Consider the following 15,608-nt stretch of genomic DNA (forward strand, 5'->3'; position numbering starts at 1 on the left):
CGGCCTGATGGTCGCGGCCGTTCTGTTCGTGCCTGCTCTCCTCGCGCCAGACACGGCTCATGCGCAGGCCAGCATGGTTGGAGGGCCCCGTCGCATCGTCCTGGCCCCCGCCACGCTGGATGTGGCGCTGCGCGAACTGGCGCGGCAGGGGGGCATTACCGTCGTCACCACCGACGCCCGCCTCCGCGGGGTGCGAACCCCAGCCTTATCGACCCGGGCGAAGCCAGCGCGCGCGCTGGCGCAGCTGTTGCGGGGCACAGGTTACCGGGCAATCGCGATCGACGACACCAGCTTTCGCGTCGTGCCCGCCCCCCGCATCGTGCCGCCCCCGCCGCGCCGCATCCTCGCCCGCGCGGCGGCGCCCGCCCCGAGCGGCAATGCGCAGGACATCATCGTCACCGCCAGCAAGCAGGGCACCGAGCTGGCGCGCTATCCGGGCAGCGTCTCCGTCGTCGGGCGCGGCGTCGCGCTGCCCAGTGGCTCGATCGACCTGAGCGACGTGGCCGGGCAGACGCCGATCCTCCAGACGACGGCGCTGGGGCCGGGGCGCAACAAGCTGTTCATTCGCGGCATCGCCGACAGCAGTTTCAACGGTGCGACGGAGTCCACCGCCAGCCTCTATCTGGACGAGGTCCAGATCGCCTTTGCCGGGCCCGATCCGGGCCTGAAGCTGTACGATATCGGCGAGGTCGAAATCGCGGAGGGGCCGCAGGGCGCGCTGCACGGTTCGGGGGCGATCGGCGGGATCATCCGCCTGACCTCCAACCCCGTATCGCTGGACCGCGATGGCGGTCGCGTCGAATGGGGCGGCGCGCTGACCGGGCAGGGATCGCCCAGCAACGACGTCGCGGTGGTCGCGAACAAGGTGCTGGTGCCCGGCACGCTGGGGGTGCGGCTGGTCGGCTATCACGTGGTCGATGGCGGCTATATCGACAATGTCCGAACGGCTACGAACGACATCAACCGCGTGCTGACCAGCGGCCTGCGCGGTACGCTGCGCTGGGACGTCGGCGATGGCTGGCACATGGAGCTGGGCGGGGGTGCCCAGTCGATCGTCGCACGCGACGCGCAATATGTGCTGAACGAGGACGTGTTGATCAGCCGTGCCGCAATGGCCCAACCCTCCTGGAGCGACATGCGCTTCGGTCGCCTGGTGCTGTCGAAGAACTGGGCGAGCGGGCTGCAATTCGTCTCGGCCACCGGCTATGTTCGCAGCTCCGCGTTCGAGGAGTTCGACGCCAGCGTGCTGGGCGCGCAGCAAAGCTATCAACTGGACGGCGAAAAGACGTTGTTCTCGCACGAAAGCCGCCTGTCGCGTCGGCTGTCCGGCGGCGGGTCCTGGGTCGTCGGGCTCAACCTGATATCCGACCAGTCGGTTATGGCGCGTTCGCTGACCCGGCGGCAAGGCGTTCGCCCGGTCATCGGCGTGACCAACCTCACGCGCAGCGGCGCGGTCTTTGCCGAGGCGACGCATCCGCTGACCGATCGCCTGTGGGTCACGCTGGGCGGGCGCGTGACGGCGGCGCGGGTCGATGGCGAGCCATCGATCCGGCCGCGCGCGTCCAGCTTCGTGCGCGGCCGCTCGACCGTCCGGGTCGACCCGACGGTCGGCCTGTCGTGGCAGCTGGGCGGCGACTGGACGCTGTTCGGCCGCTATCAATCGGGCTTTCGCACGGGCGGCCTGGCGGTCGCCGCCGGGGTCGGGCGGGTGGCCAATTTCGAGTCCGACTCGATCCACATGGTCGAGGCCGGCATCCGCCATTTGCGCCGGACGGAAACCGGGCTGTCCGCCTCGGTCAGCCTGTCGCGGGCACGCTGGACGGCGATCCAGGCCGACCTGCTCAACCGTGCCGGCCAGCCGGTGACGAGCAATATCGGCGATGCCCGCATCACCGCATTGGAAGGCTGGGCGGACTGGGTTCCACGGCGCGACTGGCACCTGACGGGGGCGGTGTTCCTGACCGACAACGAGGTGATGGGATCGACCGCCGCGCTCAGCCGGGCGCGCAACCGCCGCTTGCCCGAAACGCCCAGCGTGTCGGCGCGACTGGGCGTCGTGCGTGACGTTCATGTCGGACCGCGCTGGATATTGTCGGGCAAGGCGGAGGCGGCCTTTGTCGGTCCCTCGGTGCTGGGGGTCGGCGATTTCTTCGATGCGCGGCAGGGTGGTTACGGCGTCGCCAATCTGGGCCTGACCGCCCGGTCGGGGCGCTATGCGCTGGCCGCGACGCTGGACAATCTGCTCGACGAGCGGGGCAACCGGTTTGCCTATGGCAATCCGTTCCTGCTGGCACGACGCAACGTCTCGACGCCGGTGCGGCCGCGAACGGTGGGATTGCGGTTCAGCGCCGATTTCTGAGCGCGTGGACGCCGTAAGCGGCCAGTCCGCGCAGGACATGGCGCAGCCGAAAGGCGTGGAAATGCCCGATGCCCGCCACCGGCCCGGTGATCCGCGTGCCGAGATGGTTCAGGTCCTGCCGCAGCCACCGCACTGCGCGCGGATCGGAGCGGAGATACTTGGCGTAAAGCGCCCCGTCGCCAAAGCCATAGCCCGCGAGCAGCGCGATCGCCTCCTGCGTCTGGCGGCGGCCATGGTGATGGTCGACGACGAAGCCGGGATCGTAATGGAGCGCGATGCCCAGCGCCTGGGCGCGCAGCAGGAAGTCGGTATCCTCCGCCGCATGGAATGGCGCGCCCGCCCCGAAACGCTCGTCGAACGGGCCCACCATGGCGCGCACATCGGTGGTCATCGCCAGGTTTGCGCCCATGACGAAGCCACCGGGAAACTGATCGGGGGCGGCGATCATCGGGTGATCCTCCAGCTTGACCGTCACCGGCAGGTCGGCCGTGTTCCCCAGCAGGATGCGGCCGCCGATGATGACCGGGCCCGAACGGGCCGAGAAGGCCTCCGCCAGCCGCCCGAAATAGTCGGGATGCATGACGCAGTCGTCATCGGTCATCGCAATGATGCGCCCCCGTGCCGCATGAAGCGCCCGGTTGCGCGCACGGGCAAGGCCGGGCTGCGGCTCGGTCAACAGCCGGACGGTGAAAGACCGCTCGGTCGCCCAGTGGCGGACGATCGCGGCCGTGCCATCGGTCGAGCCGTTGTCGACCAGGACCAGCTCGATCCCGCCTGGACTTGCCCGATGGGCGGCCGCGGCGACCGATTCCAGCGTCGCGCCCAGGCTGCGGCTGCGATTGCGGGTGCAGATCAGCAGGCTGATGTCGATCATCCCGCCACCATCGCCGCTGCCTCCGTCGATGACGAAGCCTGGGCCACGCACGGATCGTCTCGCGTCCAGGCGGCGACATAGGCGCCCACCTTTCCATAGTCGTTGTCCAGGACGACATGCGGGATGCCCAGCAACAGGCTCAGGATATGGCCGTGCAGTCGGTCGGTCACGACCCGCTCGCCGCGCGACAACAGGCGCAGGCCGCGTTCGACCCGGACCTGTGCGCGTGCCGTGGGATCGCGCTGCGTCACGGGCGGCTCCTCCAGCCAGTCGTGCGCGATCGCCCCCGATATCTCGACCAGGGGCGTGTCATCGCGGTCTGCCCGCTCGGTATCGGTACGGAGCAGCAGGAGCAGCGGGTGATCCGGCCCGATCGGCCGGGCCAACGCGCCCAGCCCGAACGCCGAGTCCGGTGCCAACGTGACGGGGCATCCGAGATGGTGTCCCGCCAGCATCAGGCTGGACCGGTCCCGGACGTAGAGGTGAAAATCGGGATGCGCGCCTACGATGCGGGCAAAGCGCGACAGGTTGGCGGGATCGCGAAAATGGATCGACTGCGGCAGCTGGACGATCGTGCGATCGTGGAAGCGGGTCAGCAGATCCTCGCGAAACCGCTGGTGATGCAGCCAGATGTCGCCCAGATTGCCGCCGCCATGGATCAGGATCGGACCGGTGGGGCAGGCGGCGCGCAAGGTGGCTTCGTCGAAATTGTCCCAGCGCGAAACATAGGCGGGATCGCCAGCACCGACATCCCGGAGCAGCGCGATCTCGCCCAGCCAGATGGCACTGTCGCCGACATTGGCATGGTCGGGAAAGTCGACCAGCGCATAGGGCTCGCCGGGACGAACATGGCGGCGATAGAGGTCGGTCAGCGCGGCGCGCTGCCGGGCGATCGTATCGATGCTCACGCGGCCAGCGTGCTCGTCAGACCCGCACGGGCTTCGGCATAAAGCGCCTCGCACCGGTCGAGCCACAGGTCGCGGGCGAAATGCGTCTCCACCCGCTGCCGGGGCACCTGGCGCGGGATCGTCATCGCCTGGGTGATCGCCTGCGCCAGCGCGGGCACGTCCATGGCGGGGGCAACGCATCCCGCCTCGTCGACGACCTCGCTCGCTGCTCCCTGGTCGAAGGCCGCGACGGGCAGGCCACATGCCATGGCCTCGATCGCGACCAGTCCGAAGGGTTCGTCCCAACAGGGGGTGAAGACGAAGACCGATGCCTTGCCCAGCTCACGCGCCAGGTTCGCGCCGTCCAGATGCCCGCCATAGCGGATACTGCCGCCCAGCAGGGGGGCGACTTCGGCGGCGTGAAAGTCCGGGTCCTCGATCGCGCCGAACAGGGTCAGCGGAACACCGGCCAGTCGTGCCGCCTGGATCGCCAGATGCGGCCCCTTATTGGGTGTGATCCGTCCGCACCACACCGCCTCGCCATTGCCGGTGGCGACATAGGGCCAGGCGGCCGGGTCGACGGCATTGTGCAGTACCGATGCCTCGGGCGGCGCGCCGCTGGGCCACCACGCCGACAACTGACGGGCCGAGGTGACGGTCAGGCGGTGCGTCCGACTGGGACTGATCGTCACGAAATGATGGAGCGCGTCATAGGGGGGCACGTGCAACGAGGTGACGGTGGGCGTGCGTGCGGTGCGCGCCTGCTCCAGCGGAAAGCGGTGCAGGCTGTTATTGTGCAGCACGTCGAACCCGCCGCGCGCGATCCGGTCGCACGCCGCGGCATAGCCCGCATCGACATGCGCGATCAGCTCGGGCTTGCCGCGATGCTCGGCCCAGGGGAACACCGCCTCGTAATGGATCGGCAGGACCGGATCGAGCGTGAAGCGCGGGTCGCTGTCGCCGCTGGCGAACAGCACGACGTCATGCCCACGCGCCGCCAGCCCCTCGGCCAGATACCAGCCATGCGCTTCCATCCCGCCCAGAAAGGGCTGGCGGATCGGCTGGCGGACATGCGCCAGCAGGGCGATCCTCATGCCGCGACCTGGGCGCTCGCCGCGCGCTCCTCCAGAACGCGGATGACGCTGGCGGTGTTGGCATAGGGCTGGTGGCTCTGCTGCCCGGTCAGGGCCAGATCGTCGTCATCCGGACGTCGCAGAATACGGATCGGGCGGCCGGGCGTGTCGTCGATCAGGCCCATCAGGCGGAAGGCGTGCAGCCAGTGGCCCATGGTCCGATATCCCCATTTCGCCTCGAACAGTTCGGCATTGCGCACCACGCTGTCGATATGATGGACCGGCGGCATATGGTGGGGGTGATATTGGTGATAGGCCAGGCCGCCCTTGATCCAGGCGATGGGCACGCCCGCCTGGTCGATCAGCTTGCCGAAATCGGTATCCTCGCCGCCATAACCCGCATAGCGTTCGTCGAAGCCGCCGGTCGCCAGGAAGGTGTCGCGGCGCATCGCGAAGTTCAGCGACCAGAAGCAGCGATAATCCTCGCACCGCTCGATGCCCTGCGGCGGCGGCCCGCGCCGGTCCGAGTGGCGGACCGCGACGGCCGCGAAATCCTCGTACGTCCAGTCACCCTTCGTCGCGCCGCCGGGCAGGTACAACACCTCGCCCATCAACAGCCCGTCCTCTTGCGCGAGGCTGCGGTCATAGTCGGCCAGCAGCTCAGGCGTCGGGATGCAGTCCATGTCGAGAAAGACCAGCTTGTCGCCCGCCGCCGCCTTGGCCGCGGCATTGCGGGCGGTGGCCAGGGGCAGGCGCGGGCCCGACACCATCATCTGGCGGATGGGGAAGGGTGCCTCCGGCAAGTCATAGGGGGTGTCCTGGATGACCGCGACGATCAGCTCGGCAGGCATCATGGTCTGGCGCGACAGGCCGAGGACGATGTTGCGCAGATGATCGGGGCGGCCCCCGGCGAGCGTGACGACCGAGATCATGAAGAGGCTCCGGTGGATTGGGACAGGGAGGGAAGGGGTTTCTCGACCGGCCAGAGGCGTGTCGCCAGCGCCTCCAGCCAGTCTGCGGCGCGTTGCGCGGGCGCGTCGGCGATCATCGCGCGCTGGACGGCGGGACGATGCTGGCCACGGGTTTCGGCCAGCGCGGCGGTCCAGGCCTGGGCCGAGGACGGCAAATGCGGGCGGATACAGGCGACCCCGGCGGCGGCCAGCGCCTCGGCCTTGCGGTGTTGCTCGTCGAAATAGCGCCATTCGGGGATGGCGAGCCAGGGCCGGGCGGCGGCCAGGATCTGCTGGCAGGTGGTGTTGCCAGTCGATGCGATGACCAGGTCGGCGGCCGCGACATGGTCGGCGGCGTTATCGACCCAGCCGCGATGCTCGATATTGCCGGGCTCGGTCGCATGCCAGTCGCGCACGATGGGGCCGATCGTGATCCAGCGGGCGGCGGGGCGACTGCGCGCGCCGACGCCGAGCGGCGCCTGGGCAAAGCCGCCGCCGCCGCCGCCCGACAGAACCAGGATCATCTCCTCGTCCGCGCCGACGCCGATACGCTGCCGCGCCAGTTCGCGCTCGGGCACGCGGGTATCGACGCCCAGGCCGCCCGCGAAACAGGTTTTCGCGCGCATGGTGGCGTCCCATTCGGGCTGGGCCAGGCCTTCGTCGAACGCGGCGAGCAGCCCGGCGGCACCGTCAAAGGCGGCGCGGTGGCCGGGATCGGTGCGGTCGCCATGCTGCAGGATCTTCACGTGCGGCACCGAGCAGATGCGTGCCAGCTGCGCGATCTCGGCCGACACGTCGCAGATCATCAGCGCGGGGTTCGCGCTGTCGAACCAGCCCGCGATTGTCGCCATCGCATGGCGGATGCCGGGCCAGCCGAGCGGCGCGCAGTGCAGCGTGTCGGGTGTCGGCACCGCGTCCATAGCACCCGACTCTAGCCCCGTCGGCTCGAACAGGGAGGGGATGACGATCAGTTCGACATGGGGCGGCAGGGTGGGAAAAATGTCGTCGCGCGCGCAGAAGATGGTGACCGGGCGCTCGGACGGCAGGGCGTTTAGAATCGCGGCGCAGCGCTCGGCATGGCCACGCCCCTGATGATGGACGAAATAGCCGAAGGGACGGCTCATGCCGCGCTCGCATGAACGGGCGCAGGATGGGTCAGGCCCAGCCGGTCGAGACCTTCCAATACGCCATTGGCGTGATTGCCCGCCACCCGCATCAGGCCGTCGCGGACCGGCAGGCTGTCGAGTTCGTCGCTGGCGTTGCCCACCACGATGGCATGGCCGCAGCCTTCCAGCATATCGGTATCGTTGCCGCTGTCCCCGGCGGCGATGCAGGCCCCCATCGGCAGGTTCAACCGCCGCGCATAGGCGGCCACCGCCGCCGCCTTGCCACCCAGCGGCGCGAGCACGTCGATCAGCCGTCCGTGCGAAAAGACGGTCTTGGCGGACAATCCCAGTTCGGCCAGCGTCTCACGGACGCGCGCGGCATCCTCGGCAGTGCCGAAATAGCTGACCTTGTGCGGGCCCGCCGTATCGCGGGGCTGCGGACGCAGGCGGAGCGGCTTGAGCGCGGCGACCACGGCCTTGCGGTTCCAGTCCTGATTCAACCGGGCGGAGAAGTCCGGGCATTCCTGCCATCCGCGCTGGCTTTTCAACATGATGCGGGTGCCGACATCGGTAATGAAGGCATCGGGTTCGGGCAGCCCCCATTGCGACAGGATGGCGCGCGCCATCGAGAAACAGCGCCCGGTCGCGACGACGAAGGGCAGATCGCTGTTCTGGCGCCACTGCGCGAAGGCATAGGCACCGGCGCGACAGCCGGTCAGCGTATGGTCGATATCGCTGGCCAGCAGCCCCGGCGCGCGCGGCAGCCGGGCATAGAGCGCCACCGATTCCGCCGCATAGCGATGCCAGTCGTACCGTGCCGATCCTTCGCGCCCGGCCATGCTCATGCGCGCATGGCGCGCCGGGTCGGACAGGATGGCCAGACACGCCTTCGCGATGGCATCTTCGTCCCGTGGCTCGACCAGCAGGCCATGGTCGAGCGCGCCGACGATCTCGCTCGGCCCACCGTGGCGGGTCGCGACCACCGGCACCCCGGCGGCGGCGGCCTCGATCAGCGTCAGGCCGAAAGGCTCGTGAAGCGCGGCGTTGACGAACACGCCGCCCTTTGCCGCCCGGTCATACAGCGCGGCGACGTCATGGCCGTCATGATCGGGCGGCAGGACGAAGCGGCCACGCAAGCCCGGGCTTTGTGCGAGTGCCTGGAGTTCGGCCAGCACCTCATGTTCCTCGGGCGATCCTGGCCCGTCATGCTGACCGGCCAGGATGACCAGATTGGCCGCTTCCTGGAGCGCAGGCGAGGCGGCATAGGCACGCGCTAGTGCCCCTAGATTCTTCTTCGGCACCGGCCGGGCGATGGCGAGCAGCAGCGGCTTGGTATCGTCGGTCACCCATTCGCCAAGCCGATCGGCGAGCGTGGCGCGTCGCGCGGGGCTTGCATCGCGGCTGGGTACGCCGGGTGCGATCCGGTGGATGCGGCCTGCGACCGACACGTCATAGCCATGGACCTGACGCTCGGCCTCGTCCTGCGTCGATACGATCAGGGCATCGGCTCTTTCGATCGCCTCGCGCTCGGCGGCGATCCGCCCTTCCAGCGCGGGCGAGGCGCCGTGATGCTGGCGCTTGTCGATGCCCAGCGCATGGGGCGTATAGACGAAGGGAATGGCAAAGCGTCGACGTGCCTCGGCGGCGACCGCTGCGGCATCGGAGAAATGGGCGTGGATGACGTCGGGCAGGCGGCTCAGACGGGCCAGATGCGCGCAGAACGCCTCGGTAAAGGCGGACAGGTCGTCCGCCAGCGCTTCCTTTTCCAGATAGCGGCGATCGTCGGTGGCGATACGGTCGATAGTCAGCGTGTCGGACAGCCGCTCGCTGGGGCGGGCGTGATCCAGCGAAAGCCCCGCTCCCTCGAACAGTCGCGTGACGATGGACACTTGATCCACGTCAATATTAGCGGCCTGCGCTTGTGCTGCATCAAGAATATAGGCGATATGTCCGCCCGTGTCGGCGGTGATCCCGTAGTGCACGGGTGGGGATTTCAGGCAGCCGCCAAGTGCCAGATGCAGAATGAACAAAGTCGCCCCTTTCGTTATGGGAACGACAACGTTATTAATATTGATTGGGTCCAAGGGCGCGGTGGAAAGATTGGAGCCAGCCCATATCCGGCCCCAATCTTGATCTTCATCAATTCTGATCAGCTAAGCGGAGGCTGGCCGTTCGATGCGCTGAGGCCACCATCGACGGGCAGGTTCACGCCGGTGACGAAACGCGCATCCTCGCCGGCAAGAAAGGCGACCACGCCCGCGACATCCTCGGGCTGGGCGCCGCGCCCCATCGGGATGCGCTCCTCGAATTTGGCGATCAGCTCGGGCTGTTCCTTCATGCCAGCGGTCAGCGCGGTATAGGTCAGCGACGGATTGACCGCGTTGACGCGCACGCCGTTCGCTGCTTCGTCCATCGCCAGCGCACGGGTGAAATTGGTCACCGCACCCTTGGCCGCGCAATAGAAGCTGTGGTTCCAATCGCCGCCCAGGCCGGATACCGACGACATGTTGATGATGCAGCCCTTCGACGTGCGCAGATGCGCGATGGCGGCGCGTGCCATCTGGACGACGCCGTACAGATCGGTTTCGATGACCTTGGCAAAGGCCGAGAAGTCACCTTCGTCCAGCTTGCCGAGATGGTCGACCCCGGCATTGCTGACCAGCACGTCGATCCGGCCGAACCGCTCGATCGCCAGCGCGACCAGCGCCTCGCAATCGGCCATTCGCGACACGTCGCTTTCCTGCACGGCGACGGTGGCGGGGGCCAGATCGTCGGCCAGTTTCTTCAATGCGTCGCGGTCGGTGTCACCCAGCACCAAAGTCGCGCCATCGGCGGCGAAGCGGCGGGCAACACCCTCACCGATGCCGGAAGCGGCGCCGGTGACGATTACGATCTTGCCATCGAATGCGGCCATGCGGGGTCGTGCTCCTGTCCAAGAATTCGTGGTTCGCCCGCCCCGGCTCGCGCGTTCAACAGGCGACCTGCGACAGCGTTCCGCCCCGTCCGGCCAAAACGTCGAAATGCCCGGAAGGCTACGTCACTCGCGCCACTCCTCCTCGGGCAGACCGGCAAAGCTGGACCTTTGGCCCAGCGCGTCGCGGTTCGTCGCCAGCCATTGTTCGGCCTGGGCACGGCCCATCGCGCGCAGGTCCTGAAGCACCGACCAGCGGGTGTCGACCTTGCTCGTCCCCGACCGACCTGCCAGTTCGGGCGGTGGCGACAGGAGGTGGAGGTTCACCCGCGCGACCGCCCGCATCCGGGGATCGCCCGAGCTTTCGGCGCGCGCCACGTCCTGCACCTCGCTCAGCGCGCGCAGGTCGCGACGCAGGCAGGCGTTGAAGCTGATGTCGCTCACCCGCCGCATCACATCGCCGACCGACCCGCCGATCTCCTCGACGGTAAAGGGGGTGATCTGCACGATCAGCATGTCGGTCGCGCCGATCGCCTCGGACAAGAGCGGCTCGAGCGCGGGGTTGGCGGTAAAGCCGCCGTCCCAATATTGCTCACCCCCGATCTCCACCGCCGCGAACAGTTCGGGCAGGCAGGCGGAGGCCATCAACGCGTCGAGCGTCACATCGCTGCCGGTGAACAGTCGTGCCGAGCCGGAGGCGATATGCGTCGCCGCCACGAACAGCGGCAAGGTCGTCTGGCGCGCCAGAAGGTCTAGGTCGATGCTGTCCTCCACCGCGCGGCGCAGCGCGCTCATGTCGCGGACGCCCGGCAGGAACGGCGCGACATAGCGGCTGGACAGCTTGGCGAGCTCCAGCGAGCGACGCAGCAGCGATTCGTAAAAGGGACCACCCAGCGCCCCGACATCGAGCGGCGCCAGTGGAGAGGCATCCGCGACGCGATCCCAAAGTCGCTCCAGGGTCGCCCGCGCGCCCGCCACCTCGTTTGCGGCATAGCCCGAGACGAGCGCCGCACCATTCATCGCCCCGGCGCTCGCACCGCTGACGCCGACCAGCGCGATATCCTCGTCCAGCAGGCGCTCGATCACGCCCCAGCCATAGGCACCATGCGCGCCGCCGCCCTGGAGCGCGAGGGCGACACGCGGACGGGAATGCGCGACGGCATCGATCATGGCAACGACTCCCCGAAATGAAGGTCATGCGGAAATGCTGCAATGCATCATAATTCGCATAAGCGACAAACATGAATTTATTTTCATCATGACGGAGCCCTTGCGCCGCGTCGTGCTTTTGGCTGGCATCGACGGATGATGGAGATGTCATGACGGATCGGCAAAAGGCGCGCCGAATAGCGTGCGCAGTGGCATTGGCGACGGTCGCGGTGGCGGCGCAGGCGCAGAACGGACGACCGCTCGAAAAAGCGCCCGGCGCAGACCGCCCGATCCTGGGCCTGACCGAGACGGATGCCCCCTTCGCGACCGAGTCGGCGATGGTCTACCCCAAGACGATCGGCTGGCCCGAGGGGCGTACCCCGGTCGCGCCGCGCGGGTGGCAGGTGACGAAGTTCGCCGGTGGACTCGACCATCCGCGTCAGGCGCTGATCCTGCCCAATGGCGATGTGATCGTGGCCGAGGCACGGACGCAGTTGAAGCCCGATGTCGAGCCCGAACAGGCCCGCGCCCGGCATATGGCGCGCGGCTATGGCTTTTCCGCCAATCGCCTGACCCTGTTGCGCGACGCGGACGGCGACGGGATCGCCGAACAGCGCCATGTCCTGCGCGAGGGGCTGAACCAGCCGTTCGGGATGCAATATGCCGATGGGCGGCTGTACGTCGCCAACACCGATGCGGTCCTGAGCTTCCCCTATCGCCCCGGCGAAACGCAGATCGCGGGGACGCCACGCACGGTCGTGTCCTTGCCCGCTGGCGGTTACAACAATCACTGGACCCGCAACCTGCTACTCTCGCCCGATGGCCGGACGCTGTATGTCTCGGTCGGCTCGGCATCCAACGTTGCCGAGAACGGGATGGACGAGGAAAAGCGGCGCGCGGCGATTCTGGCGGTCGATCTGGCGAGCGGGCGCGAGCGGCTTTACGCCTCGGGCCTGCGCAACCCGGTGGGCATGGACTGGGCGCCGGGGTCGGGCACGCTGTGGACGGCGGTCAACGAGCGCGACCATCTGGGCGACGACATCTCGCCCGACTATCTGGTCGGGGTGCGCGAAGGCGGCTTTTATGGCTGGCCCTATAGCTATTATGGCAGGCAGGATCCGCGCCACGCCAACAACCGGCGCGATCTGCTGGCGACGACGCTGTTGCCCGATGTCGCGGTCGGTGCCCATACCGCCGCACTGGGGCTGGCCTTTGCCAAGGGGACGCCCGCCGACAGCCAATATGCCTATGTCGCGCGGCACGGGTCGTGGAACCGGTCGAGCCTGAACGGCTATGACGTGCTGGTCGTGCCCTTTGCACAGGGACGCCCCACCGCCGCGCCGCAGCCCTTCCTGACCGGCTTCGTCGCCGATGCCAAGAAGCGCGAGGTGTTCGGTCGGCCGGTCAGCATCCAGACTCGCACCGACGGCGCGATGTTCGTGGTCGATGACGCGGGTGATACCGTCTGGCTCGTCCGCCGCGCCTGATGACCATCCGATTGGCGGCGGCTGCCGCCGCATTATGCGTGGCCACGCCCGTCTGGAGCCAGAGCGTGCCGCTGGTCGATACCGAGGATGCGACGCTGTCCTCGGTATCGGTCGGCAAGGGCATGGTGCACCCCATATTGACGCTCGACGTGCGCAACGGCGATTATGCGCGGGCGGTTTATGACGCGGACGGTCCGGGACTGAACCGGGTGCCGGTCCATGTCGCGATCGGGCTTGCGGTGGTGCTCGACCGCGATGCGGGCGGGCGCGGGCGGTGGTTCCTGACGGCGCAAAGCTCCAACGGCTTCCACGGCCCCTCGGTCGAGGAACGCGCCGCACCGCGCGCCTTTTACGAGAGCAACAATATCGCGGCGCTCGCCTGGCGGCCGGTGGAGGGGCTGACGGCGGCGCTGGCCTATACGGTCAAGACCAGTCCCAACGGCATCGATCCGACGACGCAGGAAGCCAGCGTTTCGGTCGCCTGGACCGGCAAGGACGTGCTGGGCGAGCTGGGCCCCAATGTCGCCATCACCCGGCGGACGCAGGGCGATGGCGGCGTCTTTACCTTGGCCAGCCTGTCGCCGTCGCAGGCGCTGGGGAAGGGCGAAGGGGCGGCGAAGCTGTCGCTGCCGCTGGCGCTGGGCATGGGATGGGACGGCTTTTACGGACCAGGATCGGGCGACCGCGCCTATGGCAGCGTCGGCATGGCGCTGTCGCAGCCGCTCCGGCTGGGCGGCGCGAAGGCGACGCTGCGTGCCGAGATACTGGCCTTGATCCGCGACGGTGCCCTGGCTGCGGCCGAAGCCCCGGACGCGACGACCGACCGGGTCGTGCCGCTCGCCACCCTGTCCCTGCGGATGGGGTGGTGAGCGGCCACGCCGTCACCGCCTGGTGAAGCCGCCGATCCCGGCGATCGCCAGCTTGGCGGCGGGCTTCGACATTTCGGCGAAGGTCAGCCGCAGATAGCGGACCGGCCGGACGCTGGTGAAGGGCAGGCGCTGGGTCGACAGCGCATAGGCGATGTTCGAGAATTCGCCCGTGCCCGCCGGGGTCCAGCTCTTGCCGTCAACGCTGGTCTCTGCGACATAGCCGCGCGGGGGGGCGGCATCGACCATCACCTGGCGCGAGGGCGTCAGGCTGAAGCCCGCGACGTCGCGGACCTGGCCCATGTCGACCGTGACGCTGGCGGGCTTGCCGGGGGTCGGCGCCGCCTGGGTCCAGATGGTCTTGGCGTCGTTGTCGAGCAGCTTTTCGGCCCCCGGTGCGGTCGCCGAGACGATGGTCCAGTCGGTCGTCGCCAGGACGGTCGGGTCACTCGACACGATGGCGGGGACGGGGACCGGCGCGACGCTCTTGAACAGCGACATCTCGCTGATCGCCGGGCAAACCGGTGCGTCGACGATGCGCAGGCGAACGCGACGCGCGGTGACGGGCCTGGGCAGGCGGATGATCCGCTGCGCGCTGATGCATTCATGCTCGGCGAGTTGCTGCCAGGCGCCGTTCACTTCGGCGTCGACGGCGAAGCGCGTGACGCGGACGCCGAGCGGGAGGTATTCGCGGATGCGGATCAGGTCGAAACTGCGGCCCGGCGGCAGGTCGAGCGTCAGGCTGGGCGTGGTCACCCCGTCCGGCGCGGACCAATAGGTGTCGCGCTGGCCGTCCAGCACCTTTGCGGCCTCAAAGCCTTTGCCGCGCACATGGCTGGCATGGGCCACCGCGCCCTTGGCCAGGTCGGTTGCGAAGCTGGCGCGGATCGCGTCGCCGAAGCTCTTCAGGATCTTCACGTCCTGATCGGGAATCCGCCCGCGCCGGTCGGGCGGCAGGTTCAGGTTCATATTGGTGCCGCGCGCGACCGAGGTGTCGAAATAGCCGACCAGATTCTCCGGCGAGCGGACCTTGGAGTCCTCGTCCGCGTGATAGAACCAGCCGGGCCGGATCGAGGTGTTGGTCTCGGCGGGCCACCACAAAGCGCCGCCGCGCACGCCCGAATTGCCCTCCGACTGGACATAGGGGTGGTTCGGCATGGTCGGCCAGCAGGGATCACCCGCCACACCGTCCTCATTGCCGACCCAGCGAATGTCCGCGCCCAGCGGATCGAAGGTGCAGGCCATGGGCTGATGCTGGTGCACCAGCGCGATGATCGAGGGCCAGTTGTAGTATTTCGGCGCATCGATCTGCCGCGTCTCGCGCGCCCCGCCATAATAGCCGTCGCCGCCATTGGCCCCGTCGAACCAGAATTCGAACAGCTCGCCATAACCGGTGCAGAGCTCGACCACCTGCTTGCGGAAATAGTCCACGTAGGACGGGCGGGCATAATCCGCGCGGTTGCGGTCCCAGGGCGAGAGATAGATGCCGAAGGCGAGCCCGGCGCGCTTGCAGGCGTCCGACATCTCGCGGACGATATCGCCCTTGCCGTCCTTGTACGGCGAGTTGCGGATGCAGTGTTCGGTCAGCTTGGTCGGCCACAGGCAGAAGCCATCATGATGCTTCGCCGTCAGGATGATGCCCTTCAGGTTCCCCGCCTTGGCCGCGCCGACGATCTGGTCGGCGTTGAAGTCGCTGGGGTTGAAGGTCCTGGGGTCTTCGTCGCCATAACCCCATTCCTTGTCGGTGAAGGTGTTCATCGCGAAGTGGATGAAGGCATATTGTTCGCGCTGGTGCCAGCGCCACTGCCGCGCCGAGGGGACTGCGCCATAAGGTGCGGGCGCACCCGCCCCCTTTTGCGCGAAGGCGGGTGCGGCGGAGGCGACCAGCCCGGAGGCGAGGACGGCGCGGCGGGAGAAATCGGTCATCTGCAATGCGGCTCCGGGAG

General features: G+C 68.3%; 12 protein-coding genes. 3 read left to right on the plus strand and 9 right to left on the minus strand.

All coding sequences use genetic code 11. The features are described 5' to 3' along the window. The first annotated feature begins 7 nt into the window (after window positions 1-7). Window positions 8-2,359 (plus strand): TonB-dependent receptor, encoded by a 2,352-nt coding sequence (locus U1703_RS04405; protein ID WP_332784749.1) that lies wholly within the window; start codon window positions 8-10, stop codon window positions 2,357-2,359. Here U1703_RS04405 and U1703_RS04410 read toward each other — a convergent pair. The 8 genes from U1703_RS04410 to U1703_RS04445 all read right to left on the minus strand — a co-directional run bounded on the left by U1703_RS04410 (window position 2,343) and on the right by U1703_RS04445 (window position 11,330). After that, on the minus strand, window positions 2,343-3,233 hold the full coding sequence (locus U1703_RS04410; RefSeq protein ID WP_332784750.1) for a glycosyltransferase family 2 protein: 891 nt from the start codon (window positions 3,231-3,233) through the stop codon (window positions 2,343-2,345). The two genes, U1703_RS04405 and U1703_RS04410, sit on opposite strands and share 17 nt — an antisense overlap. Then, entirely contained in the window at window positions 3,230-4,141 is a 912-nt protein-coding gene (locus U1703_RS04415; RefSeq protein WP_332784751.1) for a polysaccharide pyruvyl transferase family protein, read from the minus strand. The genes U1703_RS04410 and U1703_RS04415 overlap by 4 nt, the downstream gene beginning before the upstream one ends. After that, window positions 4,138-5,214, minus strand: coding sequence for a glycosyltransferase (locus tag U1703_RS04420; protein WP_332784752.1), 1,077 nt, complete (start codon window positions 5,212-5,214; stop codon window positions 4,138-4,140). The genes U1703_RS04415 and U1703_RS04420 overlap by 4 nt, the downstream gene beginning before the upstream one ends. Then, window positions 5,211-6,125, minus strand: a complete 915-nt coding sequence (locus U1703_RS04425) for a galactosyltransferase-related protein (RefSeq protein ID WP_332784753.1) — start codon at window positions 6,123-6,125, stop codon at window positions 5,211-5,213. Before U1703_RS04425 ends, U1703_RS04420 begins: the two co-directional genes overlap by 4 nt. Beyond that, a complete protein-coding gene (locus U1703_RS04430; RefSeq protein WP_332784754.1) occupies window positions 6,122-7,267 on the minus strand; it encodes a hypothetical protein in 1,146 nt (381 codons plus the stop codon). The genes U1703_RS04425 and U1703_RS04430 overlap by 4 nt, the downstream gene beginning before the upstream one ends. Further along, complete coding sequence (locus tag U1703_RS04435) at window positions 7,264-9,231, minus strand: HAD-IIB family hydrolase (protein WP_332784925.1); 1,968 nt, start codon at window positions 9,229-9,231, stop codon at window positions 7,264-7,266. The genes U1703_RS04430 and U1703_RS04435 overlap by 4 nt, the downstream gene beginning before the upstream one ends. Before the next feature lie 167 nt (window positions 9,232-9,398). Then, window positions 9,399-10,163 (minus strand): meso-2,3-butanediol dehydrogenase, encoded by a 765-nt coding sequence (budC, locus tag U1703_RS04440; protein ID WP_332784755.1) that lies wholly within the window; start codon window positions 10,161-10,163, stop codon window positions 9,399-9,401. Between the two features lie 123 nt (window positions 10,164-10,286). After that, window positions 10,287-11,330 (minus strand): patatin-like phospholipase family protein, encoded by a 1,044-nt coding sequence (locus U1703_RS04445; RefSeq protein WP_332784756.1) that lies wholly within the window; start codon window positions 11,328-11,330, stop codon window positions 10,287-10,289. A gap of 149 nt (window positions 11,331-11,479) precedes the next feature. Between U1703_RS04445 and U1703_RS04450 the strand changes: the two genes are divergently transcribed. Further along, window positions 11,480-12,796 (plus strand): PQQ-dependent sugar dehydrogenase, encoded by a 1,317-nt coding sequence (locus U1703_RS04450; protein WP_332784757.1) that lies wholly within the window; start codon window positions 11,480-11,482, stop codon window positions 12,794-12,796. Between the two features lie 38 nt (window positions 12,797-12,834). Further along, window positions 12,835-13,665, plus strand: coding sequence for a hypothetical protein (locus U1703_RS04455; protein ID WP_332784758.1), 831 nt, complete (start codon window positions 12,835-12,837; stop codon window positions 13,663-13,665). A 12-nt stretch (window positions 13,666-13,677) separates the two neighbouring features. On the opposite strand, the gene U1703_RS04460 is transcribed toward U1703_RS04455, so the two are convergent. Continuing rightward, complete coding sequence (locus U1703_RS04460) at window positions 13,678-15,588, minus strand: alpha-L-fucosidase (protein ID WP_332784759.1); 1,911 nt, start codon at window positions 15,586-15,588, stop codon at window positions 13,678-13,680. Window positions 15,589-15,608 lie beyond the last annotated feature (20 nt).

The sequence above is a fragment of the Sphingomonas flavida genome (assembly GCF_036663655.1).
Lineage (GTDB): Bacteria > Pseudomonadota > Alphaproteobacteria > Sphingomonadales > Sphingomonadaceae > Sphingomonas.

What these genes read in the sequence shown, in the direction of transcription:
- U1703_RS04405 (WP_332784749.1), top strand. Translation starts at nt 8, where the DNA reads ATGGTCGCGGCCGTTCTGTTCGTGCCTGCTCTCCTCGCGCCAGACACG.
- U1703_RS04410 (WP_332784750.1), bottom strand. Translation starts at nt 3,233, where the DNA reads ATGATCGACATCAGCCTGCTGATCTGCACCCGCAATCGCAGCCGCAGC.
- U1703_RS04430 (WP_332784754.1), bottom strand. Translation starts at nt 7,267, where the DNA reads ATGAGCCGTCCCTTCGGCTATTTCGTCCATCATCAGGGGCGTGGCCAT.
- U1703_RS04460 (WP_332784759.1), bottom strand. Translation starts at nt 15,588, where the DNA reads ATGACCGATTTCTCCCGCCGCGCCGTCCTCGCCTCCGGGCTGGTCGCC.
- budC (WP_332784755.1), bottom strand. Translation starts at nt 10,163, where the DNA reads ATGGCCGCATTCGATGGCAAGATCGTAATCGTCACCGGCGCCGCTTCC.
- U1703_RS04445 (WP_332784756.1), bottom strand. Translation starts at nt 11,330, where the DNA reads ATGATCGATGCCGTCGCGCATTCCCGTCCGCGTGTCGCCCTCGCGCTC.
- U1703_RS04450 (WP_332784757.1), top strand. Translation starts at nt 11,480, where the DNA reads ATGACGGATCGGCAAAAGGCGCGCCGAATAGCGTGCGCAGTGGCATTG.
- U1703_RS04425 (WP_332784753.1), bottom strand. Translation starts at nt 6,125, where the DNA reads ATGATCTCGGTCGTCACGCTCGCCGGGGGCCGCCCCGATCATCTGCGC.
- U1703_RS04420 (WP_332784752.1), bottom strand. Translation starts at nt 5,214, where the DNA reads ATGAGGATCGCCCTGCTGGCGCATGTCCGCCAGCCGATCCGCCAGCCC.